This is a genomic window from Brevundimonas phoenicis (assembly GCF_047237745.1).
GTDB lineage: Bacteria > Pseudomonadota > Alphaproteobacteria > Caulobacterales > Caulobacteraceae > Brevundimonas.
This window is the reverse complement of record NZ_JBDFLN010000001.1, coordinates 2,683,432-2,705,000: the sequence shown is the minus strand read 5'-3', so window position 1 is coordinate 2,705,000 and position 21,569 is coordinate 2,683,432. Positions and strand designations below refer to the sequence as shown.

General features: G+C 65.6%; 25 protein-coding genes, 1 tRNA gene and 2 rRNA genes (1 of these 28 running past the window's edge). 15 read left to right on the top strand and 13 right to left on the bottom strand.

Going from position 1 to position 21,569, the window contains the following annotated elements:
* From ABC419_RS13565 to ABC419_RS13550, 4 genes are all read left to right on the top strand, one after another.
* Positions 1-486: ribosomal RNA gene (locus tag ABC419_RS13565) — 23S ribosomal RNA — on the top strand; it begins 2,295 nt to the left of the window's first position.
* 75 nt (positions 487-561) lie between these two features.
* Positions 562-676: ribosomal RNA gene (rrf, locus tag ABC419_RS13560) — 5S ribosomal RNA — on the top strand.
* 56 nt (positions 677-732) lie between these two features.
* Positions 733-809: transfer RNA gene (locus ABC419_RS13555), tRNA-Met, on the top strand.
* Positions 810-959: 150 nt separating this feature from the next.
* On the top strand, positions 960-1,565 hold the full coding sequence (locus tag ABC419_RS13550) for a cysteine hydrolase family protein (protein ID WP_200167868.1): 606 nt from the start codon (positions 960-962) through the stop codon (positions 1,563-1,565).
* Here ABC419_RS13550 and ABC419_RS13545 read toward each other — a convergent pair.
* From ABC419_RS13545 to ABC419_RS13530, 4 genes are all read right to left on the bottom strand, one after another.
* The gene (locus ABC419_RS13545; protein WP_412877130.1) at positions 1,562-2,575 is read right to left on the bottom strand and encodes a DNA topoisomerase IB; all 1,014 of its coding nucleotides are present in this window, start codon (positions 2,573-2,575) and stop codon (positions 1,562-1,564) included. The genes ABC419_RS13550 and ABC419_RS13545 overlap by 4 nt on opposite strands.
* A 78-nt stretch (positions 2,576-2,653) precedes the next feature.
* On the bottom strand, positions 2,654-3,358 hold the full coding sequence (locus ABC419_RS13540; protein ID WP_412877131.1) for a Crp/Fnr family transcriptional regulator: 705 nt from the start codon (positions 3,356-3,358) through the stop codon (positions 2,654-2,656).
* A gap of 56 nt (positions 3,359-3,414) precedes the next feature.
* Positions 3,415-4,176, bottom strand: a complete 762-nt coding sequence (locus ABC419_RS13535; RefSeq protein WP_412877132.1) for a Crp/Fnr family transcriptional regulator — start codon at positions 4,174-4,176, stop codon at positions 3,415-3,417.
* 97 nt (positions 4,177-4,273) lie between these two features.
* Positions 4,274-4,462: a hypothetical protein gene (locus ABC419_RS13530; protein WP_087141298.1), complete on the bottom strand. Its 189-nt coding sequence runs from the start codon at positions 4,460-4,462 to the stop codon at positions 4,274-4,276.
* A gap of 156 nt (positions 4,463-4,618) precedes the next feature.
* On the opposite strand from ABC419_RS13530, the gene ABC419_RS13525 reads away from it, so the two are divergent.
* Positions 4,619-5,347: a Crp/Fnr family transcriptional regulator gene (locus ABC419_RS13525; protein ID WP_313574097.1), complete on the top strand. Its 729-nt coding sequence runs from the start codon at positions 4,619-4,621 to the stop codon at positions 5,345-5,347.
* Between the two features lie 49 nt (positions 5,348-5,396).
* On the opposite strand, the gene ABC419_RS13520 is transcribed toward ABC419_RS13525, so the two are convergent.
* On the bottom strand, positions 5,397-5,897 hold the full coding sequence (locus ABC419_RS13520) for a YciE/YciF ferroxidase family protein (protein ID WP_412877133.1): 501 nt from the start codon (positions 5,895-5,897) through the stop codon (positions 5,397-5,399).
* A gap of 146 nt (positions 5,898-6,043) precedes the next feature.
* On the opposite strand from ABC419_RS13520, the gene ABC419_RS13515 reads away from it, so the two are divergent.
* Positions 6,044-6,463, top strand: coding sequence for a DUF6766 family protein (locus tag ABC419_RS13515; protein ID WP_412877134.1), 420 nt, complete (start codon positions 6,044-6,046; stop codon positions 6,461-6,463).
* Positions 6,464-6,519: 56 nt separating this feature from the next.
* On the opposite strand, the gene ABC419_RS13510 is transcribed toward ABC419_RS13515, so the two are convergent.
* The 4 genes from ABC419_RS13510 to ABC419_RS13495 all read right to left on the bottom strand — a co-directional run bounded on the left by ABC419_RS13510 (position 6,520) and on the right by ABC419_RS13495 (position 8,873).
* Complete coding sequence (locus ABC419_RS13510; RefSeq protein ID WP_125901684.1) at positions 6,520-7,113, bottom strand: DUF4142 domain-containing protein; 594 nt, start codon at positions 7,111-7,113, stop codon at positions 6,520-6,522.
* A gap of 19 nt (positions 7,114-7,132) precedes the next feature.
* On the bottom strand, positions 7,133-7,372 hold the full coding sequence (locus tag ABC419_RS13505; RefSeq protein WP_412877135.1) for a hypothetical protein: 240 nt from the start codon (positions 7,370-7,372) through the stop codon (positions 7,133-7,135).
* Between the two features lie 129 nt (positions 7,373-7,501).
* A complete protein-coding gene (locus tag ABC419_RS13500) occupies positions 7,502-7,696 on the bottom strand; it encodes a hypothetical protein (protein WP_412877136.1) in 195 nt (64 codons plus the stop codon).
* A 73-nt stretch (positions 7,697-7,769) separates the two neighbouring features.
* The gene (locus ABC419_RS13495; protein WP_412877137.1) at positions 7,770-8,873 is read right to left on the bottom strand and encodes a flavodoxin family protein; all 1,104 of its coding nucleotides are present in this window, start codon (positions 8,871-8,873) and stop codon (positions 7,770-7,772) included.
* Between the two features lie 127 nt (positions 8,874-9,000).
* Between ABC419_RS13495 and ABC419_RS13490 the strand changes: the two genes are divergently transcribed.
* The gene (locus ABC419_RS13490) at positions 9,001-9,894 is read left to right on the top strand and encodes an SDR family oxidoreductase (protein ID WP_412877138.1); all 894 of its coding nucleotides are present in this window, start codon (positions 9,001-9,003) and stop codon (positions 9,892-9,894) included.
* 3 nt (positions 9,895-9,897) lie between these two features.
* Here the strand turns inward: ABC419_RS13490 and ABC419_RS13485 are convergent, their stop codons facing one another.
* A complete protein-coding gene (locus ABC419_RS13485) occupies positions 9,898-10,689 on the bottom strand; it encodes a metallophosphoesterase family protein (protein WP_412877139.1) in 792 nt (263 codons plus the stop codon).
* Positions 10,673-11,452: a nucleotidyltransferase family protein gene (locus ABC419_RS13480; RefSeq protein ID WP_125901680.1), complete on the bottom strand. Its 780-nt coding sequence runs from the start codon at positions 11,450-11,452 to the stop codon at positions 10,673-10,675. The genes ABC419_RS13485 and ABC419_RS13480 overlap by 17 nt, the downstream gene beginning before the upstream one ends.
* Before the next feature lie 112 nt (positions 11,453-11,564).
* On the opposite strand from ABC419_RS13480, the gene ABC419_RS13475 reads away from it, so the two are divergent.
* Both ABC419_RS13475 and ABC419_RS13470 read left to right on the top strand, forming a co-directional pair.
* Positions 11,565-12,287 (top strand): cytochrome c oxidase assembly protein, encoded by a 723-nt coding sequence (locus ABC419_RS13475; protein WP_412877140.1) that lies wholly within the window; start codon positions 11,565-11,567, stop codon positions 12,285-12,287.
* Positions 12,284-13,000, top strand: coding sequence for a cytochrome b (locus ABC419_RS13470; protein ID WP_200167856.1), 717 nt, complete (start codon positions 12,284-12,286; stop codon positions 12,998-13,000). Before ABC419_RS13475 ends, ABC419_RS13470 begins: the two co-directional genes overlap by 4 nt.
* Here the strand turns inward: ABC419_RS13470 and ABC419_RS13465 are convergent.
* Positions 12,997-13,443: a DUF305 domain-containing protein gene (locus ABC419_RS13465; RefSeq protein ID WP_125901677.1), complete on the bottom strand. Its 447-nt coding sequence runs from the start codon at positions 13,441-13,443 to the stop codon at positions 12,997-12,999. The genes ABC419_RS13470 and ABC419_RS13465 overlap by 4 nt on opposite strands.
* A gap of 72 nt (positions 13,444-13,515) precedes the next feature.
* Positions 13,516-14,247, bottom strand: a complete 732-nt coding sequence (locus tag ABC419_RS13460) for a c-type cytochrome (protein ID WP_412877141.1) — start codon at positions 14,245-14,247, stop codon at positions 13,516-13,518.
* A gap of 119 nt (positions 14,248-14,366) precedes the next feature.
* Here ABC419_RS13460 and ABC419_RS13455 point away from each other — a divergent pair, with 119 nt between their 5' ends.
* From ABC419_RS13455 to ABC419_RS13430, 6 genes are read left to right on the top strand one after another with little or no spacing between them, the layout of a single operon-like run.
* On the top strand, positions 14,367-14,744 hold the full coding sequence (locus ABC419_RS13455) for a c-type cytochrome (protein ID WP_368924717.1): 378 nt from the start codon (positions 14,367-14,369) through the stop codon (positions 14,742-14,744).
* Complete coding sequence (coxB, locus tag ABC419_RS13450; protein WP_412877142.1) at positions 14,734-15,684, top strand: cytochrome c oxidase subunit II; 951 nt, start codon at positions 14,734-14,736, stop codon at positions 15,682-15,684. Before ABC419_RS13455 ends, coxB begins: the two co-directional genes overlap by 11 nt.
* Positions 15,681-18,227: a cbb3-type cytochrome c oxidase subunit I gene (locus tag ABC419_RS13445; RefSeq protein WP_412877143.1), complete on the top strand. Its 2,547-nt coding sequence runs from the start codon at positions 15,681-15,683 to the stop codon at positions 18,225-18,227. Before coxB ends, ABC419_RS13445 begins: the two co-directional genes overlap by 4 nt.
* A complete protein-coding gene (locus ABC419_RS13440) occupies positions 18,224-18,520 on the top strand; it encodes a hypothetical protein (protein ID WP_412877144.1) in 297 nt (98 codons plus the stop codon). The genes ABC419_RS13445 and ABC419_RS13440 overlap by 4 nt, the downstream gene beginning before the upstream one ends.
* Before the next feature lie 54 nt (positions 18,521-18,574).
* Entirely contained in the window at positions 18,575-19,816 is a 1,242-nt protein-coding gene (locus ABC419_RS13435) for a putative DNA modification/repair radical SAM protein (protein WP_412877145.1), read from the top strand.
* Complete coding sequence (locus ABC419_RS13430; RefSeq protein ID WP_412877146.1) at positions 19,816-21,243, top strand: UdgX family uracil-DNA binding protein; 1,428 nt, start codon at positions 19,816-19,818, stop codon at positions 21,241-21,243. Before ABC419_RS13435 ends, ABC419_RS13430 begins: the two co-directional genes overlap by 1 nt.
* The last annotated feature ends 326 nt before the right edge of the window (positions 21,244-21,569 follow it).

The following is a 21,569-nucleotide window of genomic DNA, read 5'->3' as shown; positions in this document are numbered from 1 at the left end:
TCCCGCGTGGAAGGGCCATCGCTCAACGGATAAAAGGTACTCTAGGGATAACAGGCTGATTTTGCCCAAGAGTCCATATCGACGGCAAAGTTTGGCACCTCGATGTCGGCTCATCACATCCTGGGGCTGGAGCAGGTCCCAAGGGTATGGCTGTTCGCCATTTAAAGTGGTACGTGAGCTGGGTTCAGAACGTCGTGAGACAGTTTGGTCCCTATCTGCCGTGGGTGTTCGAAGCTTGAGAGGATCTGTCCCTAGTACGAGAGGACCGGGATGGACATACCTCTGGTGGACCTGTCATGGCGCCAGCCGTGCAGCAGGGTAGCTAAGTATGGAATAGATAACCGCTGAAAGCATCTAAGCGGGAAACTAACCTCAAAACAAGGCTTCGCTGAGGATCGTGGAAGACTACCACGTTGATAGGCCAGGTGTGGAAGCGCGGTGACGTGTGAAGCTTACTGGTACTAATAATCCGATCGGCTTGATCGTTTCTCAGCAAAACTCATTCGATCTTACTTGTCGAAATCATAGACAATATCTTCTCATTCATGTGTGTCGGGTTGACCTGGTGGCTCTGTCGGAGGTTCCCCACCCGATCCCATTCCGAACTCGGTCGTTAAGACCTCCAGAGCCGATGGTACTTCGTCTTAAGGCGCGGGAGAGTAGGTCGCCGCCGGGTCTACCCGACACACATGAATGACTTCTCGACCCTTCTTCCTTTACTCACCGCCTTGCCGCGGGATGGAGCAGCCCGGTAGCTCGTCAGGCTCATAACCTGAAGGTCGTAGGTTCAAATCCTACTCCCGCACCCAAGCTTACAAAGCCCCGATGGCATACGCCACGGGGCTTTCTGCTGTTTGCGCCTAAATATCAAACTTCCGGTGGCGGCCAGGTTGCGGTTGAACGTGCAAGGCTTGCGACTAGACGGGGGAACCCGCCAGAGGCCTGCGCTTTGGGCCGGTATGGTTTCCGGTATTCATTTCGGCCCCATAGCCGCAAACGCCGTCCATCTGTGCGTGGATATGCAAAGACTATTCGCGGAGGACACGGCATGGCGCACGCCGTGGATGGCGCGTGTCCTGCCAGTCGTCGTGCGTCTGTGCGAGCGCAAGGCCGAACGCACCTGTTTCACCCGGTTCATCCCCGCCCGTTCGCCGAGAGAGGGGGAGGGGGCGTGGAGGCGGTACTGGCGGCGATGGGCGTCGATGACGCTTGAGAATCTGGGTGAAGAACGTGTGGAGCTTCTGCCCGAACTGCAGGTCTTCACCCCGCCCGCCAGGGTGTTGGACAAGTCCCGCTATTCCCCCTGGCTCAACACGGGTCTGGCGTCGGCTCTGATGGCGAGCCAGGTCGACACCCTGGTGGTGACGGGCGCCGAAACCGATATGTGCGTGCTGGCGACTGTCCTCGGCGCCGTGGATATGGGCTTTCGCGTGGTGGTGGTTTCGGACGCCCTGTGCAGTTCCTCGGACCAGTCGCACGACGCCTTGTTGGCTCTCTATCATGACCGCTTCGGCCAGCAGATCGAGACGGCGGAGTGCGACGAGGTGCTCGAGATGTGGGCCTAGGCAGGTTCGCTCAGCAGTCGCGCCAGCCTTGAATCGAAACTCTGGGCGTTTGGATCCGGCAGACAGGTCGTGATGGTTCCGGATTCATAAAGCTCAATCACGCGCGGATGGACATAGGACGCCCGACAGACCGTCGGCGTGTTGCCCAGCAGGCTCGCGACCGCCTTCATGCAGGTCGAGATGTTTCGCCGCGCCTCGGTCTGGGACGTGGGCGGGGCCATTTCGTAGAAGGCGCGGGCGGCGGCGACGGTGGCCGCCCAGGTGCGGAAGTCCTTGGCGGAGAACTGATCGCCCATGGCCTCGCGGATATAGGCGTTCACGTCGTCTGAACTGATCGCCCACAGCTCGCCCTCTGCGTCGCGGTATTTGAACAGATGCTGGCCCGGGAGGCCTTCCAGGCCGCGCATGACGCGCGCCAGTCGACGGTCGCTGACCTTGACCCGGTGTTCCTTGCCGCTCTTGCCCCTGAACTCGAAGGTCAGGGCCGAGCCGTCGACCTCCAAGTGCCGCTTGCGCAGGGTCGTTAGGCCGAAACTACGATTCTGGCGGGCATAGGCGGCGTTGCCGACGCGGATGAGGGTGATTTCCAGCAAACGAACCGCCGAGGCCAGCACCTTTTCCTTGCACGGCCCACGTCGCGAAAGGTCGTTCTCCACCCGGTCGTGCAGTCGCGGCAGGCGTCGGGCGAAATATGGCAAACGCGCAAATTTGTGCGAGGCGGCGCGGGCCGTCCAGTCGGCATGATAGCGGTACTGCTTGCGACCGCGGGCATCGCGCCCAGTCGCCTGGATATGGCCGTTTGGGTCGGGACAAATCCAGACGTCCTGCCACGCCGGCGGAATGGCTAGGGCGTCGATCCGCATCAGGATGTTCCGCTCACGGATCAGGCGCCCCTTTGGATCACGATAGCAAAAGCCCCTCCCGCTCCGGCGGCGCGTAAGGCCTGGGCTCTCGTTGCTGGACCAGACGAGTCCGCCGGAAGGCGGCGGATTGATCACGTTTGTCGACATCGTCACGGCCCTTGCTGGGTCTAAGTCTAGGCAACGCCAGGCCCTGCCTCCGGCTCCCTTCTGCGCGCGGCCATGCTCTCAGTTCATCGCGCCGCACCGGCATGAAAGGTCGGAGAGACTTCCCGCGTCCAGAATCGACGCCTTGCCGCGGCTGAAGCGCACCGCGCCCATCGCTTGCAGGTTGCTGGCGGCGGCGTTGATGCTGGTTCTCTGGACGCCGAGCATGGCGGCTAGCTGGGCCTGCTTCAGGCGAAGCGGCGCGCCGTTGCCGCCATGGTGCAGACGAAGCAGCCACTTCGCCAGACGCTCCGACACGCGATGGGAGGCGTTGCAGGCGGCTTCCTGTTCCAGAAGCGTCAGGCGTTGAACCGCCTGAAGGGCGATGAAGCGCGATAGCCAATCATGGCCGAGCGCCTCGCGGGCGGCGACGGCGGGAACGCGGAACAGCCGAACATCCAGCAGCGGCCGCACGTCGGCGCGGCTCCCGCTAGAGCCCAGAGCGTGATCCCAACCGTAGACGGCGCCCGATACGATAGGTGCGACACAGACTTCACTGCCGGTTGGAAAGGCGCCGAGAACCCCCGACAGGACGAACCAGAGATGCTCCCTGTCCAGAGGAGGCTGCGCGTCGCCTGGGAGATCAACCTCTGTTCCCTCGGCGGTCAGGCGCTGCTGGGCATCCGGCGGCAGGACGCGATAGACCGGGTGATCACGGATGCTGGGCCGGGGGCGGCCGTGAGGTGGGGTGGAGGGGGATAGAATGGCGGCGGAATCTGCAGGCATGGGGCCTCCTGACCAGAAGCCCTGCCATGGCTGCCGCAGATCGCCACTCACATGGGTTAGTCGCGGCTGAGCGGCGCATCCGCGAGATCGTCGGCGATGCTGAGGCCTGCGGCCAAGGCCAGGCCCTGCAGGTCAGGCAGGACGGCCCGTCCCGTCCGGTAGTCGACCAGGCCTGCTCGCCGAAGTTGCTGCAGCGTCCGGTTCATGTGCACGGCGCTGAGGCCCAGGATGTCTGCGAGCATGTCCTGGGTGAGAGGCAGGTGAAGGACGCCGGGTTCCGCCGCGCCGAGACGGCTTTGCCGCTCGTACAACTCCAACAGAAGGTGCGCCGTTCGCTCATAGGCGCTGAGCCGACCCAGCCGAATGACATGCCGCGCCAGCCGCAGGCGCTCCGCCGAGCGAAAATGCCGCCAGGCTTCCAGAAGACGCGGGCTGACGTCTACGCCTTCGGAAATCGCCGCCCACAGCAGGGAGGCGTCAAGGGTGGAGGCGTCGGTCAGGGCCCAGACCGCCATGTCGGCGTCCACGACGTCGGCGGCCAGGATGACGTCGCCGGGCAGGCTGAGACCCACGATCTGACGACGGCCGTCTTCCAGCATGGCGCCGCGGGCGATCCAGCCGCGCGCCACCACACGGGCGTCCTTGCGTTCCGGATGAAGGGAAACGGCGCCGCCGGGCGGGTGAACCATGGCAGGACCGTGAAACCAGCTACGGATGCGTTCGATGTCGCCAGGCGACAGCACGGCGAAGCTGGACAGCATCCGCTCCAGCGACGCCGCGGCTATGTCTACATCATCTTGATAAGACTGATTCTTCATCCCTCTGACCAACAGCACGGCCGAGGGTGTTTCGTTCTTTACATAGGTTAGTCCAAGGGCTTGACGGTGACGCTTGCGGCGCCGGGAGCGGAAGCCGTCAGGCGCGGTAATAGGAATCCGAGCAGAGGGTGCGCAGTTGGCGCCACGTGGCCTTGCCCTCGAGCTGAAAAAGTTCGGCCTGGGTATAACGATCCGAGATCAAGGCCTTGCGGACTTCGCTGGGTATGCGGAAGCGGCCGCTGCGCGCGAGTTCGAAGGCCCGCTCGATGACTGGTGTTCTATTCATGGTACAAACTCCCCTGTTACGGGAAGGCAATGCGGTTGCGCCCTGATGGGTTCATTGTGTCGCCTTTGAGGCGCTGTGGAACCTCGGCTGTTCGAGCCGATGGCAACGTTCGCGAAGATCCGGCGTTGTGGTCGCGCCAAGCCTCAGGGAACCACAATGCACGACCACAGCCGTTTGCTGGAAAACAAGCTGCAACGACGCGACGTCATTACGGATGGCGAAAGGCAGGCGCTCAGGAGCGTGCTGACCCATGTCGTGTTGAAGCCCGCCGGCAGCGACATCGTCACTCAGGATGCTTTGGTCGATCATTCCAGCCTCGTCATCGACGGCTTCTGCGCGCGCTATCGCGATCTGAGCGACGGACGGCGGCAGTACACCCAGATCAATCTTCCCGGCGACTTCATCGACCTGCACGGCTTTGTTCTGAAGCGCGTCGACCATGGCGTGCGTGCGCTGTCCGACTGTCTCATCGCCGAGGCGCCGCATGAACGCCTGCGCAAACTGACGGAAGAGCACCCGCATTTGACGCGCTTGTTATGGCTGGAGACGGTGGTGGACGCCGCCATGCACCGTGAATGGCTGCTGGCCCTAGGTCGACAGGAGGCGCTGGAGCGGACCGCCCTGTTGGTCTGTGAAATCTACGCGCGCCTGGAAGCCGTAGGCCTGGCGCGCGACGGCGTCTTTCGTTTTCCCATTATTCAGGCGGAGATTGCGGATCTGCTCGGCATGTCCGCCGTGCACGTGAACCGTACGCTGAAGGTGATGCGCGAGGCGGGCTGGCTGGAGTGGACCGGATCGGAAGTTCGTATTCTCGCGTGGGATCGTCTGGCGAGCGCGGCCGAGTTCAATCCCTCCTATCTGCGGCTGGAGCGACTGCCGGTTTAGCGCAGGGTTACGGCCCCGCCGCTGATCAGGCGGCAGGGCCGGATGGAGCTCAGGCGGCGGGCTGCAACGCCTCGGCGTTGATTGCGGCGTCGGCGATGGCCGTCAGATCCTCGTCCGTCTGGCTTTCTTCCTGAAGGGTCTCGTCCAGCAGTTTGACGGCGTCCTTCAGTCCCATCACCTCGGCCCAGCGCTTGAGCGTGCCATAGCGGGTGATCTCATAATGTTCGACCGCCTGGGCGGCGGCCAGCAGACCGGCGTCGAGCGCTGCCGTGTCCTTGTACTCCTCGACGATTTCGTCGCCTTCGGCCAGGATGCCTTCGATGGCGTCGCAGGTCTTGCCGCGCGCGGGCTTGCCGATGATCTCGAACACCTGCTGCAGGCGTTCGATCTGGCCTTCAGTCTGCTCGCGGTGCTTTTCGAAGGCCGCCTTGAGGTCGGGCGACTGGGCGGCGCGCGCCATTTTCGGCAGGGACTTCAGGATCTTGCGCTCGGCGTAATAGATGTCGCGCAAGGTGTCGTGGAAGAGGGTTTGCAGCGTTTTCTCGGGCATGGGGCTCTCCTGAAAAAGAATGGGGAGCCTGCGAAGCGGCGGGCGCACAAGTGCGTTCCTAGTGTTCGGATATGGACAGGGCTGAGCGCCACGGAACGCACAGGCCCACGAACTCTTCTGCCGATTTCAGAGTGTTGGAGCGCGACATGAAGAAGTACGCCTATGGCTGGATCACTCTGGCCTTCTTCACCATTTCCATCGTCTTGCATTGGGGCTTCGGCTGGGCCGCCTATGTGAACGAGGCCCGCGACCACGGACAGGCGGCGCAACTGACGCCCTATCTGGTGGAGATGGGGCGGGACACCTTCGAGAACTGGCAGTCCGAGTTCCTGCAACTGATCTGGCAGGTCGTGGGGCTGGCCTACTTTCTCTATGTCGGCTCGCCGTCGTCCAAGGAGAACGACGACCGGATGGAGGCCAAGATCGACGCTCTGCTGGAATTGGTCGATCACGAACGCGGCGCGGCGCTGATTGAGGAGATCGACGCCAGTCATCTGCGTCGTCACGGCCACGCGAGCATTCATCTGGACCCGCCTTATGCGGTGCGGAAGCCCGTTGTCGAATAGGAATCAGGGGCGGACTGTCGTCCGCCCCTGATAGCGTCGTGCACCAAGGCTCGGCGTCAGCGACCCAAGCCGGCCTGCAACTGCTTGGCCCGCTCAAGATGGGCTTCGATCTTGGGCAGGACGTTGCGCGCATGTTCCGCCAAGGCGGGAACGTCCGCCTTGTCGGAGAAGCCGCGGTGAAGGGTGACGGCCTCCTCATGGGCGGCGACCTGTTGATCGACGTAGATCTTATCGAAGTCCGCAGTCGAGGCTGAGCGCAGGTTGTCGATCAGGCCCTTGCGGCGTTGGTCGAGCTCGGTCGGCAAGGTCGTGTCAGGAGCAGCCTGTCCGGCGGCGGCCCTCAGGGCGGTGGAGGCGGCCGCGTGGTCGGTCTTGATCATCTGGGCCAGTTCTTTGACCTGGGCGTTCTTCGATCGCTCCATGGCGATGTCGGCGGCCTGGATCTCGTACATGTCGCCCATGGCGGCGTTGGGCACATAGGCGCTGACCATATTGGCGCCCATGGTCGCGGCCGAGGTCTGACCGACCGGTTCGGAAACGGCGTCCTGCGCCTTGTCGACGGCTTCGGAACCTTGCTGCTGGTTGCAGGCGGCGAGGGTGAGGGCGGCGGCCGATACGGCCAGGACGGCGACGGTTTGCTTCATCATCATTTGAACTCCTTGGGTAAGATCAGGGCTTGGCGGTCACGCCGGGGGTGACGGGCGCCAATTCTTGAGCCTGGGTCTGAGGCGGAGGCGCATCGACCTGCTGCAGGCCGTCGTCCGGCGTTTCGCGGATTGATAGAATGGCCTCCTGCGCGCGCATCAGGGGCGCGGCGGCGTCGGCGGCCTGCACATCGGTGGGCGAAGCGACCCGCAGGCGTCGCTGAGGGCCGCTGTCGCTGCCGACCACGACTTCATAGAAACGCATGTCGGCCTCCCAGGGTGAGGGGGCGCGGTGGGCGACGAGGGCGATCGGTCATGTCTTTTTCCTCCCTGTGACAGGAAGTTAAGCGGCGGGGCGCGGGGGTGTTCCAAACGCTCAAGCCTGAACACGCCGTCACATGACACGCTCCAGCGGCGCCTCGGCTCCCGTCATTCGTGGATCAGGAACCTTGGTTTCGGTGCGGAGAAAGCCGGTCGCCGCCGTGGCCAGATAGACGATGAACAACAGGACCAAGAGGACGCCGACAAGGATCAGCAGCCGTCTGGGGCGTCGCAGGATCGGGGGCTTTTCCTTGTTCGCGAGAAGCAAGGGCGAACTCCTTTCGTACTGGAAGGAGAAGGAAGAGGAGCGGTGCCTGTTCCATACGGCCCCGGTCGGCTCTCTATTTCTGGCGCGGCGGTTCGTGAGCTGGCTCAGGGGGCTTTGAGGCGTCGTTGCGCCAGGCCAGAACAGCCCTCGCCAGCTCTTCCGCCGCCAGCCGCACCTCATCCTGAACGGCCCGGTCGCGGTCGAGGGCGTCGTGGCTGGTGGCGTAGGGCTCCCAATAGCCGATGTAGCGGTCGATCTCCGCGTCGGCGCCGGCGGGCGACAGCTTCATCGAGACCAGCCAGTCGGACAGGGAGCGGCGCACGTTTTCCGCGCCTTCTACATCGCCATGGACGACCAGGGCGAAACGCCGACCCGCCAGGTGACGGGGATAGGGCCAGTCGGCCAGTTCAAGCGCCTTGGCCAGGGCGACGGTCTTGCCGTGCGTCGTCGTGGGATCTGGATTGCCGCCGTCGGCGCAGACCAGCCGGTCCATCATCAGCTTGAAAGGGCTGGAGGCGTGATACCAGTTGACCGGGGTGACGATCAGGACGCCGTGCGCGCGGACCCACATTGGATAGATGTCATTCATCCAGTCGTGGACCTGGCCCAGGCTGTAGTTGGGATAGCAGCTGCACGGCCAATGGCAGAGGGCCGCTGCTGTGGAGAAGCAGGCCTTGCAGGGATGAATTTCCCGGCCGTATTCCGACGCCAACCGCGACAGGTCGAGGATTTCTGCCGCCATGCCCGCGCGCCTCTCAACCACCTCGCGAGCGATCTGGACCAGGCGCCAACTCTTGGACATTTCGCCGGGGCAGGTGTGCTCGGAACGGCTGGAAGCGTTGATGATCAGGATGCGCGAGGGCCCGGCGGCGTCGTCATGCTGCGCCTCGGCGGCGCGGAGGGCCGCGTGAGCGTCCAGCCAGTCCAGAGCCAGTTCATAGTCCGGCTCGGCGAAGCTCGGACCGGCGGGGCGTGTCAGCGGCGATTTTCGACCCCCGATGTAGCCGTCCCAGGCTGCGGCGGCCAGGCGGTTGATCTCGTCGCGCAGAGGGTCGAAGGCGGGGTCCGCGAACCGGCTGCGGAAGCGGGTTTCAAAGGTTGTGCGATCCAGTTCTGGGCTGGGCATGCCCTTACGCGGCTCAGGGACGGCTAGAGCTTGGGGAACGGGATCTGGCATGCGACTTCTCCGGCTCGGGTGCGTCGGAAACGTCGCGGCTGAACACGACGTTCCGCCGCAGGAGGGGAACGCGCGGACAGGGGGCGACTTAGGAGGGCATGCCCTTCACTCGTCTACAGGAGCCGTCATGTCCGACCGCCTGACAATGCAGGATCCTCGCAATCAGTATCCGCGTCCGCCGTTTCCACGGCAGCCGCAGCCGGCGCCGGGTCTGGTCGCGAAGATGGAGCCCAAGCCCGATCATGGCGAGGACAGCTATCGGGGCCATGGGCGGTTGAAGGGGCGCCGCGCCCTGATAACCGGGGGCGATTCCGGCATCGGTCGCGCGATCGCTGTCGCCTACGCCCGCGAAGGCGCCGATGTCGCGATTTCCTATCTTCCCTCAGAGGAGGCCGATGCGCGCGAGGTGATCGCCCTGGTTGAGGCCGAAGGCGTCAAGGCGCTGGCCTTGCCCGGCGACGTGCGTGGCGAGGCGTGGAATGCGACCATGGTGGCGCGCACGCTCGAGGCCTTCGGCGGTCTGGACATCCTGGTCGTCAACGCGGGCCGACAGCAGTTTCGCGAGGACGTGGGTGAAGTCTCGACCGAGGATTTCGACGCTACGCTGAAGACCAACCTCTACGCCCTGCACTGGCTGTGTCAGGCGGCGGCGCCGCACCTGCCGCCGGGCGCGGCGGTCATCACCACCGCCTCGATCCAGGCCTATGAGCCGTCGGACATCCTGTTGGACTACGCCACCACCAAGGGCGGGATCGTCACCTACACCAAGGCCCTGGCGAAGCAGCTGATCGAGAAGGGCGTGCGGGTGAACGCCGTGGCGCCGGGCCCCTTCTGGACGGTTCTGCAGCCCAGCGGCGGCCAGCCGCAGGAGAAGGTCGAGAAATTCGGCGCTCACAGCGCCTTCGGACGTCCGGGTCAGCCGGTCGAGATCGCGCCGGTCTACGTGCTGCTGGCCTCGCAGGAGGCGAGCTTCGTCACGGGCGAGGTCTGGGGCGTCACCGGCGGCGCCGGGATCGCCTGAGCTTCAGACCTCGAATACGCGATAGGGCGTATCGCCCATCGTCCGCAGCACGGGCAGGGCGACGTTGAAGACCGGGACGCCGCGCGCCGTGCGGCCTTCCGGCGCGCCGCGATGCGCATGGCCGTGCAGCACCAGCTTGACGTTCTCATAGCGATCGACGACCTCGGCCAGGCGCGACGAGCCGAGGAAGGCGTGGATCTCCGGCGGCTCGCCGATCACCGTATCCACCACCGGGGCGTAGTGGAGCAGAACCACGCTCCGCTCGGTCCGCAGCGTTCGGATCGAATTTTCGATGAGATTGGCGTCCTCAACCGCCTCATTGACGAAGGTCTTGATCGAGGCCTCGCCGAAGGAGCTGAGCATGTAGCGGCCGAAGCCGCCGACGAAGCCCTTGCCTCCGGCGAAGCCGACGCCGTCGATCTCATAGGCCTCGCCGGTCAGCATCTTGACCCCGGCCTCGGTCAGCATGCGGATGACTTCCTGCGGTTGGCCGCACTCATGCTCGTGATTGCCGAGCACGCCGACCATGGGGATGCGGCAGGCGCGCAGATCCTCCAGCAGGTTCTCCACCTCGACCGTCTTGCCGAAATTGACCAGGTCGCCGCACAGGCACAGCACGTCCGCGTCTTCATGCACCCGGTCGAACAGGTCGCGATAGGCGCGATGCGAGGTCTCGCCGACATGCAGGTCGCCGACGGCGGCGACGCGCAGCTTCTTCTTCGGTCCGGCTTCCATGCCCGGTTGAGGCGTCTGGCCGTCAGCGGCGGAGGCGGCGGTTTCAGGCGACGGGGTCATGGCGTTCCTCCAGGCCCTTGCCCACCACGTCGCCGAAGCCCCATTCGGAGATGTCGGCGATGTAGTCGCGCGGGCTGAACAGGCGACCGCGGCAGACCTTCACGCGCGGCGCCGGCAGATCGACCTGGGCCTGCAGGCGGCCGATCAACTCCGTCATCAGCCAGGCCGGCACCAGGCCGCGCTCGGTCGGATAGGCGAAGCGGAAGTTGAGCAGATGCGCCATCAGCACCTCCCAATAGAGGTCCATCTGATCCAGAAGCGACTTCCAGTCGATGGCGTCGGCCTGTTTCAGGATGACGTGGTTCACATCGGCGCCGTCGTAGCGATAGCGGTCCTGAATGAAGGCCTTGGACAGGATCAGGGCGGTCGGCGGCGTGATCGTCACCTCATGACCGTAGACGGTTATGCGATCCGGCCCGAACCAGCTGTCGGAGACGGCGATGGTGCCGTTCGACATGGCGAAGATGACGTCGAAGAAGTGCTTGTCGTCCTGCCAGACCTTGGCGATCCAGCGCTCGTCCTCGACGTCGGTGCGATAGCCGCGCGCCTGGAAGAAGGCCAGAATCCGGGGGTAGTCGCCGGGCTTGCAGAAGACGTCCAGATCCTTGGTAGGACGACGGATGCCCGTATAGGCCGTGACGGCGTAGGTGCCCGACAGCAGGAATGGCACGCCGGACTCCTTCAGCAGGCGCAGGGCCTCCTCGTAGAAGGCGCGCGCCTCGGGCGGTGGTTCGAAGGCGGGATCGGCGACCGTGTCGGACATGGGATCAAGTTCCTGAACAGGGCAGGGAAACGGCGTGCGGAGAAACGCGGTTCCGTTCCTGTGCGCGACCGGACGCCGGTGAACCGTCGCGGCGTGGAGGCGTTGGCCCAGGATGATCGACGTCGCCTGGACACCCTATTGCGGGCCTGCGCCCGATCCCGCCGAGGCGCTTGGGCGCTGGAACGGCGATCTGATCCTGTTGTCTGTCATGGCGGCGGCGACGACGGCCGGATTGATCCTGCTGCGCGAACAGCAGAGGGGACGCTTCAGCGCGGCGATGGCGGTGCTGGCGGTCGGCTTCATCTCGCCGCTATGCGCCTTGAGCTCCGCCCTGTTCATGGCGCGGACCCTGCATCACCTGCTGTTGGTTTTGGCGGCGGCGCCCCTGCTGGCCTTGTGCCTGCCTCGGTTGAAACCGCCGCGTCTGGCGGCGGCGACGGCGGTGCAGGCGGTGGTCTTTTGGGCCTGGCATGCGCCGGAGCCCTACGCTCAGGCTCTGTCGCATGACGGAATCTATTGGCTGATGCAGATCAGCATCCTGGGAAGCGCCGTCTGGTTCTGGGCGGCGGTTCGCAGCGCAAGGGGGCATGCGGCCGTCGCGGCCCTGCTGGCGGCCATGCTGTTGATGGGGCTTCTGGGCGCCTTGATCGTGTTCGCGGGCCAGCCGCTCTATGCGCCGCATTTCGCCAGCACCATGGCTTGGAACATGACGCCGCTGGAGGACCAGCAGGCGGCCGGGCTCATCATGTGGGCGCCGGCGGCGGCGGCCTACCTGCTGGCCGCCCTGTGGCGGATTCACGGTCTGCTGAAGCCGGCGGGCGAGGCGGCGGCATGATCGACCGGCTGATCGCCCAGGCGCTGGAGTGGGCCGCCGGTCATCATGACGAGGGGCGCTATTCCCCTGTGGCCATTTGGTTTCACTGGATCATGGCAGGTCTGGTCGTGTTCCAGTTGGGCTGGGGCTGGTGGATGGGTCGGCTGCCGGTCGGCGGCGAGAAGGTCGCGGCCTATGAGGTCCATTTCGCCGTCGGCGTGCTGATGCTGTTGCTGGTGATCGGCCGCCTGACCTGGCGGCTGGTCGCGCCGGATCTGATCAATGACGCGGACAAGCCGGGATGGGAAAGCACGGCCGCCCACGTCACCCACTATGTCTTCTATCTCTGCCTGTTCGGCCTGCCGTTGTCGGGTTGGACGATGATATCGGCCACAGCGCGAGACGCCCAACTGGCGGCGGCGGGCTTCATACCCTGGCCGATGTTGCCGATGCAGGATCTGTCGAATCGTCAGCTCTGGGCGGTCGAGGCGGCGGCCGAGTGGATGCACTGGGGCCTCGTCATCGCCCTTCTGCTGATGATCCCGATCCATGCAGGGGCCGCGCTGAAGCACCATCTGATCGACCGCGACGACGTCTTCCACGCCATGCTGCCGGTTGTTCCGCAGCTACGGCCCCGACGCACGCGATGGCAGCGGCGATGGCGGGCGCTGGAGAAAAGGGTTGCGACGACCGTTCGGAGGCTGCGACGCGGCCGCACCCGCTTCCAGGTCTAGAGTCGGTCCAGGATCGCCTGCATCTGGGCGATCTCCCGCTCTTGAGCGACGATGATTTCGTCGCACAGGGCGATGAGCTCAGGGTCGGTCAGCTTGGCCTTTCCGCACATCAGGATCGCCCCGGAATGATGGGGGATCATGCCGCGGATCAGCTCCTGGTCGTTAATGGCCGCCTGGGTGCGCATGGCGTAGAAGCTGGCGGCGAAGACGAAGGCGGCGATCCCGATGATGATCCAATTGGCGCGCCTATTCTGAAACATCGAGCGCATCGACAGCAGCATCACCACGGCCATGGGCGCGACCATCATCAGCGTCATATAGACGTTGTTCAGGTTGAAGCGGAAATGATCGAGCGTCGCGATCATGGTGAACATCACCAAATACATGATGACGAAGTCGATCAGCAGTTCGAATGCGAGATTGCGATAGCTGTGGGCGTGCATCAGCGGCCTCCACCGGGTTGTTCTAGTCGTGAGACAACCAATCGCTGTGTGCGTGGTCTGTTCCCGAGGAGTTCAGCCGCCGTCGGAACGAGCGGGGCGGCGGATTTCGCGCGACGCGGCCGGGCGCGCCGCAGCGGCGACCGAGGCGGCGCGGGCGGGCGACGCTTCGGCGCGGACCGGGGAGGGCGGCTGGGTCGACAGCCAGGCGGCGATGGCGCGGGCTTCGTCGTCCGTCAGCCGTTGGACGCCGGCGGCCATGACGCCGCGCGGGTCGTTTCGCCGCTCGCTGGACTTCCAGCGGTCAATCTGTTCCAGCGTATAGGCGGCGGGCTGCCCGGCGACGATCGGCTGCCCTTCGCCCGCACCTTGGCCTTCAACGCCATGACAGGCGGCGCAGGCCGTGATTCCGCGCGCCGTGTCGCCGGTCAACCAGATCTGGGGCGGAGAGGCGGTTGAAGTCTGAACGGCGGGCGGGGGCAGTCCGGCGTACCAGGCCGCGACGGCCCTGCGCGCGTCCTGATCCAGGCCCTTGGCCACGCGGGTCATCACGTCATCGGGACGCAGGCCGCTGGCGTAATCCTCCATCTGTTTCTGCAGATAGCCCTGGTCCAGACCGGCGAGGCGCGGCGTCGAGACGCCGTCGCCTTCGCCCTTCAGGCCGTGACAGGTGAAGCAGGCATTGGCCGCGCCGCCCGCGCCCCCGCTCATGGCGATCACCTCGCCGGACGCCTGAAAGACGCGGTCGGTTGCGCCTGGCGTCGCGTCGCAGGCGGCGAGGGTCAGTCCCAGAAAAGCGAGGAGCAAGGCGCGCACCCCGGTCCAACACCGGCTTTGCGGCGCCGGTTCCGCCTCGGAACCCCTGGCCGCCCGGCGGATTGGTTCTGGCGAAGCGGAAAGGGGCCGTATGCCGTCATGTCGCGACGATGGGGAAGATAGGCGCTGCAGTTTCGGCCGCCGGCCTGCTGGGCCTGGCCGCCTGCGCGGACAAGGCCGGAGCGCCCCGCGACCTGGCGGGCGCCGACGCGGTCGAGGGGCTGCGCCTGATCCGGACGCAGGGCTGCGGCGCCTGCCACGTCATTCCCGGCGTGGCCTGGCCCGAGGGGCGGACCGGCGGATCGCTGGCGGGCGTGGGGGCGCGGCCGATGATCGCCGGGAGGCTGCCGAACCAGCCCGCGGTCATGGCCGCCTTCGTGCGCGACGCGCCGTCGTTGCTGCCCGACACCGGCATGCCGCCCATGCCCCTGAGCGAAGCCGAAGCCCGCGACATAGCGGCCTATCTCTATACGCTCGATGACGACTGAGACGCCGGACATGCTGGGCGGTTGGCCGCCGCCGGTTCTGGACCCGGCAGGGCCGTTCGCCGGGCCGGTGACGGTCGTCGCCTGGGTGCTGTTTGTCATGGGCGCGGTCGTGCTGGCCGTTGTCCTGATCGCCCTGGGCGTCGCCCTGTTCGGGCCGAGGAAGTGGAAACGTCGAGCGGGCGGCGAGCGCCTGGTCTGGATCGGCGGCCTGGCCTTTCCGGTGGTCGTATTGACGGGCCTGCTGATCTACGGCCTCAGCGTCACCGCGCGCGTGTCGGATGCGCCGCGCGACGGCGAGATGCGCGTGCGCGTCACCGGCGAGATGTGGTGGTGGCGCGTGGCCTATCTGGACGGCCAGGGCCGCGAAACGGTTCAGGACGCCAATGAGGTTCACATACCCGTCGGCCGCCCGGTGGTGGTCGAACTGGAGAGCGCCGACGTCATCCATAGCCTGTGGGTGCCGCGCCTGGGGGGCAAGACGGACATGATCCCGGGCCGCCGCAACTTCATGCGCCTGCAGGCTGACAAGCCGGGCGTCTATGCGGGACAGTGCGCCGAATATTGCGGCGGACCTCACGCCCTGATGGGCTTCGTCGTCGTCGCCCATGCCGAGGCCGACTTCGAGGCCTGGCGGGCCAGGCAGGCCGCGCCCGCCGCGGCGTCCGCCCTGCCGGGCGCGGCGGTGTTCGGCGCCTCGGGCTGCGGCGCCTGCCATACCATACGCGGAACGGAGGCCAACGGCCTGGCCGGGCCGGACCTGACCCACGTCGGTTCGCGCCAGACGCTGGGCGCGGGCATCGTGCCCAACAATCAGGGCACGATGGCGGGGTGGATCGCCGACAGCCAAGGGATCAAGCCGGGCAACCGCATGCCGTCCTATCCGGTGCTGACCGGGCGCGAGCTGCGGGATCTGGCCGCCTATCTGGACAGTCTGAAATGACGTCGGAAACCGGCTTCGACGTCCGCAAATACGATCGCTTTCCCACCGAGGAGCCGCGTCCGGACGGCGAGCTGGAGCAGCTGGAAGCCGCCTGGTGCGGTCCGCGCCGTCCCGGCGAGTGGATCACGGCGATCAACAACAATATCATCGGCGTCTATTACGTCGGCGCGGCCATGCTGTTCTTCGTGTTGGCAGGCGTGCTGGCGCTGTTGATGCGCACCCAGCTGGCCCTGCCGATGACCGGCTTCCTGCCGCAGGAGACCTACAACCAGATCTTCACCATGCACGGCACGGTGATGATGTTCCTGTTCGCCGTGCCGGCGGTCGAGGCGCTGGGCGTGCTGCTGCTGCCGCAGATGCTGGGGGCGCGCGACCTGCCGTTTCCGCGCCTGGGGGCCTACGCCTTCTGGGCCTATCTGATCGGCGGCCTGGCCTTCTTCTGCTCCCTGTTCTTCGGCCTGGCGCCGGACGGGGGATGGTTCATGTACCCGCCGCTGACGGGCATGACCTATTCGCCGGGGATCAACGCCGACTTCTGGCTGCTGGGCATCGGTTTTATCGAGATCTCGGCCATCGCCGGAGCGATCGAGATCATCGTCGGCGTGCTGAAGACGCGCGCGCCCGGCATGACGCTGGACAAGCTGCCGGTCTTCGCCTGGGCCATGCTGATCTTCGCCTGCATGATCATCATCGCCTTTCCATCGGTGATCCTGGCGACCTTGCTGCTGGAGCTGGAACGGGCGCTGGGCTGGCCCTTCTTCGATCCGCTGAAGGGCGGCGATCCCATGCTGTGGCAGCACCTGTTCTGGTTCTTCGGCCACCCGGAGGTCTACATCATCTTCCTGCCGGCGGCGGGCGCCATGTCGACCATCATACCCGCCATGGCGCGGACCAGGCTGGTCGGGCATCCCCTGGTGGTCATGGCCATGCTGGCGACCGGCTTCATCAGCTTTGGCGTGTGGGCGCACCACATGTTCACCACCGGCATGCCGCAGATCAGCATCAACTACTTCAGCGCCGCCTCCATGGCGGTCAGCGTCCCTGCGGGCGTGCAGGTCTTCGCCTGGATCGCCACCATAGCGGCCGGAAAGATGCGCTTCACCACGCCCGGCCTGTTCGCCGTGGGCGGCCTGGTCATCTTCGTCATGGGCGGGCTGACCGGGGTCATGGTCGCCATGGTGCCCTTCGACTGGCAGGCTCACGACAGCTATTTCATCGTCGCCCACCTGCACTATGTCCTGATCGGCGGCATGGTCTTTCCGATGTTCGCGGCCATCTACTATTGGCTGCCGATGTCCAGCGTCCGGCCGCTGAGCGAACGCATGGGCAGATGGATCTTCTGGCTGATGTTCGCCGGGCACAACATCGCTTTCATGCCGATGCATCTGACGGGGCTGATGGGGATGCCGCGTCGGGTCTACACCTATCTGCCGGGGCGGGGCTGGGATCTGCCCAATTTCATCTCCACCGTCGGCGCCTTTCTGTTCGGTCTCGCGGTCCTGCTGTGGGTCGTCGACATGATCCGCAACTTCCGCCCCTTCGGCCCGCGCGAGGCGGGCAACATCCACGACGGCCCAGGACTGGAGTGGCTGCCCAGCGGCTATTATTCCGTGCGCTCCGTCCCCGTGGTGAAGAGCCTCTATCCGCTGTGGGAACAGAAGAGCTTGGCGAAGGAGGTGGAGGAGGGGCGCTGGTTCCTGCCCGGCGCGGCGGGAGGCGAGCGCCAGACCCTGGTCACCAGCCCTCTGAACGCTGAGCCGCAGTATGTCTTGCGTCTCCCGCGTCCGTCACCCTGGCACGTGTTTGGCGCCCTCTTCACGGCAGGCTTCTTCCTGATCCTGACCATCCAGGCCTATGTCGCCGCCGTGGTCAGCGGCGTGCTGGCGATCTACTGCATCATGCGCTGGTGCTGGTTCCTGGATGCGCCGCACAGCCGCAAGACGACCGACATCGGAGCGGGCGTCCCCATGCCCAACTATGTCTCGGGTCCGTCCAGCCACGGCTGGTGGGCCATGGTGATCGTGCTGATCGTCGGCGGCATGGTCTGCCTGCTGGCGGGCTTCTCCTATGTCTTTTTGTGGAGCCGGCGGCCGGATCTGTGGCAGGCGCCGCCGGAAACGGCGTCGATGATGCTGCACCTCGGCGTTCTGGCCCTGGGGGGGCTTTGCGCCGCAGCGGCGCCGCGCGTTTTGCGCCGGACCGGGAAGGGAGCGGAGACGCTCGCTACGGTTCTTCTGGTCATCAGCGCCATCGCCGCCGCGACGGCGATAGGGCTTGAGCTCCAAGCCTGGTGGACCGCTGGGCTCAAGCCTGACGCCACCAGCCAGGGCGCCGCCGTCTTCGCCCTGCTCGGGTGGTCGGCGACGTTCGCCGGGATCGGGATGTTGATGGGACTCTACCTCCTGCTGCGACGGGCGTTCAGGCGGCTGTCGGCCGAGCGGCCGTCGACGGTAGACCTGATCGGCCTCTTCATGACCTATACGGCGGCGCAGGCGGTGATCGTGGTGCTGCTGATCCGACTGTTTCCGAGCTCCGGCGCATGAGGCGCTGGCTGGCGATGACGGCGGGGCTGCTGATCTGGGCCGCGCATTTTCTGGGGCTTTACCTGTTGGCCAGCGCCGCAGACGTGTGGTCCTCGACCGAGGCGGCCGCTGGTCGCTGGATCGGATTGGGTTTCAGCCTTCTGTGTCTGACGCTGATCGCCGTCGCGGCCTTCGCCACGGCGCGGCGTCCGGGGCCGGATGAGCCGGCTCTTTGGGAGCGGCGTGTCGCCCTGACCGGCGCTCTGGTCGCCGCTGTCGGCGTGACCTGGCAGACCGCACCGCTGGCGTTCTGAGAAATCGCTCCAGCCAAGCTGGATCATTCCACGGCTGGAACATATCATGAACAAATGGCGCGAATTGATTTGAAACGAAAGCTGACGGTGCTGGCGGATGCGGCGAAGTATGACGCTTCATGCGCCTCATCGGGTTCGGCCAAACGAGATTCCTTGGGCGGTCGCGGGATCGGCTCGACCGAGGGCATGGGCATCTGTCACGCCTATACGCCGGACGGCCGGTGCGTCAGCCTGCTGAAAATCCTGCTGACCAACTTCTGCATCTACGACTGCGCCTATTGCATCAACCGGGTGTCATCGAACGTCGAGCGGGCGCGTTTCACGGTGCAGGAGGTCGTGGACCTGACCCTGGCCTTCTACAAGCGCAACTATATCGAGGGCTTGTTCCTGTCGTCGGGGGTGATCCGCAACGGCGACTACACCATGGAGCAACTGGTCGAGGTCGCGCGGCGATTGCGCGAAGACCACCACTTTCGCGGTTATATCCATCTGAAGCTGATCCCGGAGGCGGACGCGCGGCTGGTCGAGCTGGCGGGCCTCTATGCCGATCGGTTGTCCGCCAACATCGAACTGCCTCGCGATGAGGCCCTGGGCCGACTGGCTCCCGAAAAGGACGCGCGGACAATCCGCAAGGCCATGGGACAGGTGCGGCTGAAGCTGGAAGCGGCCCGGCCCGAAAAGAAGGACCGAAAACGCCCGCCCGCCTTCGCTCCAGCGGGACAGGCAACCCAATTGATCGTCGGCGCCGACGGGGCGCCGGATACGGAGATCATGGCGCGCAGCGCCGCCCTGTATGGCGGTTACGGCCTGCGCCGGGTCTATTATTCCGCCTTCAGCCCCATTCCCGACGGCTCCAGCCTGTTGCCGCCCACCAAGCCGCCGCTGATGCGCGAACACCGGCTTTATCAGGCCGATTGGTTGATGCGATTCTACGGCTTCACCGCGCCCGAGATCGGGGAGGGGACGGACGATGGAATGCTGGATCTGGCCGTCGATCCCAAACTGGCCTGGGCGCTGCGGCGGCGGGAGGCCTTTCCCGTCGACGTGAACCGTGCAGCGCGTGAGCCGCTGCTGCGGGTGCCGGGACTGGGTGTGAAGGCGGTCGACCGCATCCTGTCCGTGCGGCGGCATCGGACCTTGCGGTTGGAGGACGTGGGGCGGTTGACGCGCTCTATCGAGGCGGTGCGGCCGTGGATCACGGCGCTGGATTGGACGGCCGGCGGCCTGACCGATGCGGCGGACCTGCGTGCGCGCCTGGCCCCCCGGCGCAAGGCCGAACAGTTGAGTCTGTTCTGATGCGGACCCTTGTCCTGGCCGATCCGCTTGATTTCGACGGCTGGCGCGAGGCGGCCCGGCGTTTGCGGTTGGCGGGCGTTGAGCCGGCACAGGTGCGGTTCGTCGTGGGCCATTCGCGCGGCGACCTGTTCGACGAGGCGGCGGCTCTTCCCGAAGTCGAGGGTGCATTCAACGCCCCGCGCGCCTTCATGGAGACGGCGGCGCAGTTGATCCAGCATCGATCCGAGAATCGTTTTGATCTGATGTATCGCCTGCTGTGGCGCTTGAAGGATCAGCCTGACCTGCTGAACGTCCTGTCTGATCGGGACGTGGCCGAGGCGGCTGATCGGGTGAAGGCGGTGCGCCGCGCCGCCCACAAGATGAAGGCCTTCGTCCGCTTCCGACAGGCTGAGGATGAGGCAGGCGAACACTGGGTCGCCTGGTTCGAGCCGGCGCATCGCGTGCTGCAGGCGACGGCTCCTTTCTTCGTCCGTCGGTTCAGCGCCATGCGATGGACAATCCTGACGCCGGACGGCTCAGCTCATTGGAACGGTGAGGCGTTGGCCTGCCGCCCCGCCGCCGAGCAGGCGCAGGCTCCGACCGAGGACGCCATGGAGGATTTCTGGCGCACCTACTACGCCTCGACCTTCAATCCGGCGCGGCTGCGGCCTCAGGCGATGCAGTCGGAAATGCCCAAGCGCTATTGGAAGAACCTGCCTGAGGCGGCGCTGATCCCGGAACTGATGGCCGCCGCGTCGGTTCGCACCGAAGCCATGGTGACCCGCCCCACGTCTCGACCCAACGACAGGTTCCAGCGCGTCCGCGCGCCGGTGGTCGATCGCGTGGCGACTGACGATCTGGCTCCCGAAAGCCTGGATGAATTGGCGCGCGGCGTTCAGGGATGCCGCCGCTGTCCGCTATGGCGTGACGCCACCCAGGGCGTTTGCGGCGAGGGGCCGAAGCGCGCTGCTCTGATGGTTGTGGGCGAGCAGCCGGGGGATCAGGAGGATCTGGTCGGGCGACCGTTCGCCGGACCTGCGGGCCGTCTTCTGGGCGCGGCGTTTGAAGAGGTGGGACTGAACCGACGCGATCTCTACCTCACCAATGCGGTGAAGCACTTCAAGCACGAGCCGCGCGGCAAGCGCCGCTTGCACAAGACGCCCAATACAGGCGAGGTCCAGGCCTGCCGCTGGTGGCTGGATCACGAGCGGCGTCTGGTGAAGCCCCGGCTGATCCTGGCGCTGGGCGCGACGGCGGGTCTGGCGGTGCTTGGCCGAAAACCGGCCGTGCAGGCCGAGCGCGGCCGGGTCATGACGACGGCAGACGGCGCGCGTGTGCTTCTTACGGTGCATCCCGCCTATCTGCTGCGCCTGCCTGATCCGGCTAGGAGGGATAGCGAACGGGCCCGATTCCTCGCGGACCTCGCGGCTGCATCGGCCCAAGTTTAGAGTCTGTCGGCGAAGCTCAGGCGAGGAAGTTAAGTGTGAGGTATCGCCCAAATCCAGCTCCCGCACCCAAGCTTACAAAGCCCCGACGGCATACGCCCCGGGGCTTTCTGCTGTCTGGGCCTGGCCCAGCGCCAACAGCGCCACAAGGCTGCCGTGGACTTCCAACTGGAACTTGCCCAGGCCTTCCATTGGAATGAAGTTCACGCGTTGGAATGCCCAAAATGTCGTTTCATGGGCAATGCGTAGAGTCGATCGTCAATCCATCCCCGTCCCCCAGGCTCTGAGTTCCGACTCGGCTCGCCTCAGCTACGATGACTTGGTCGGTC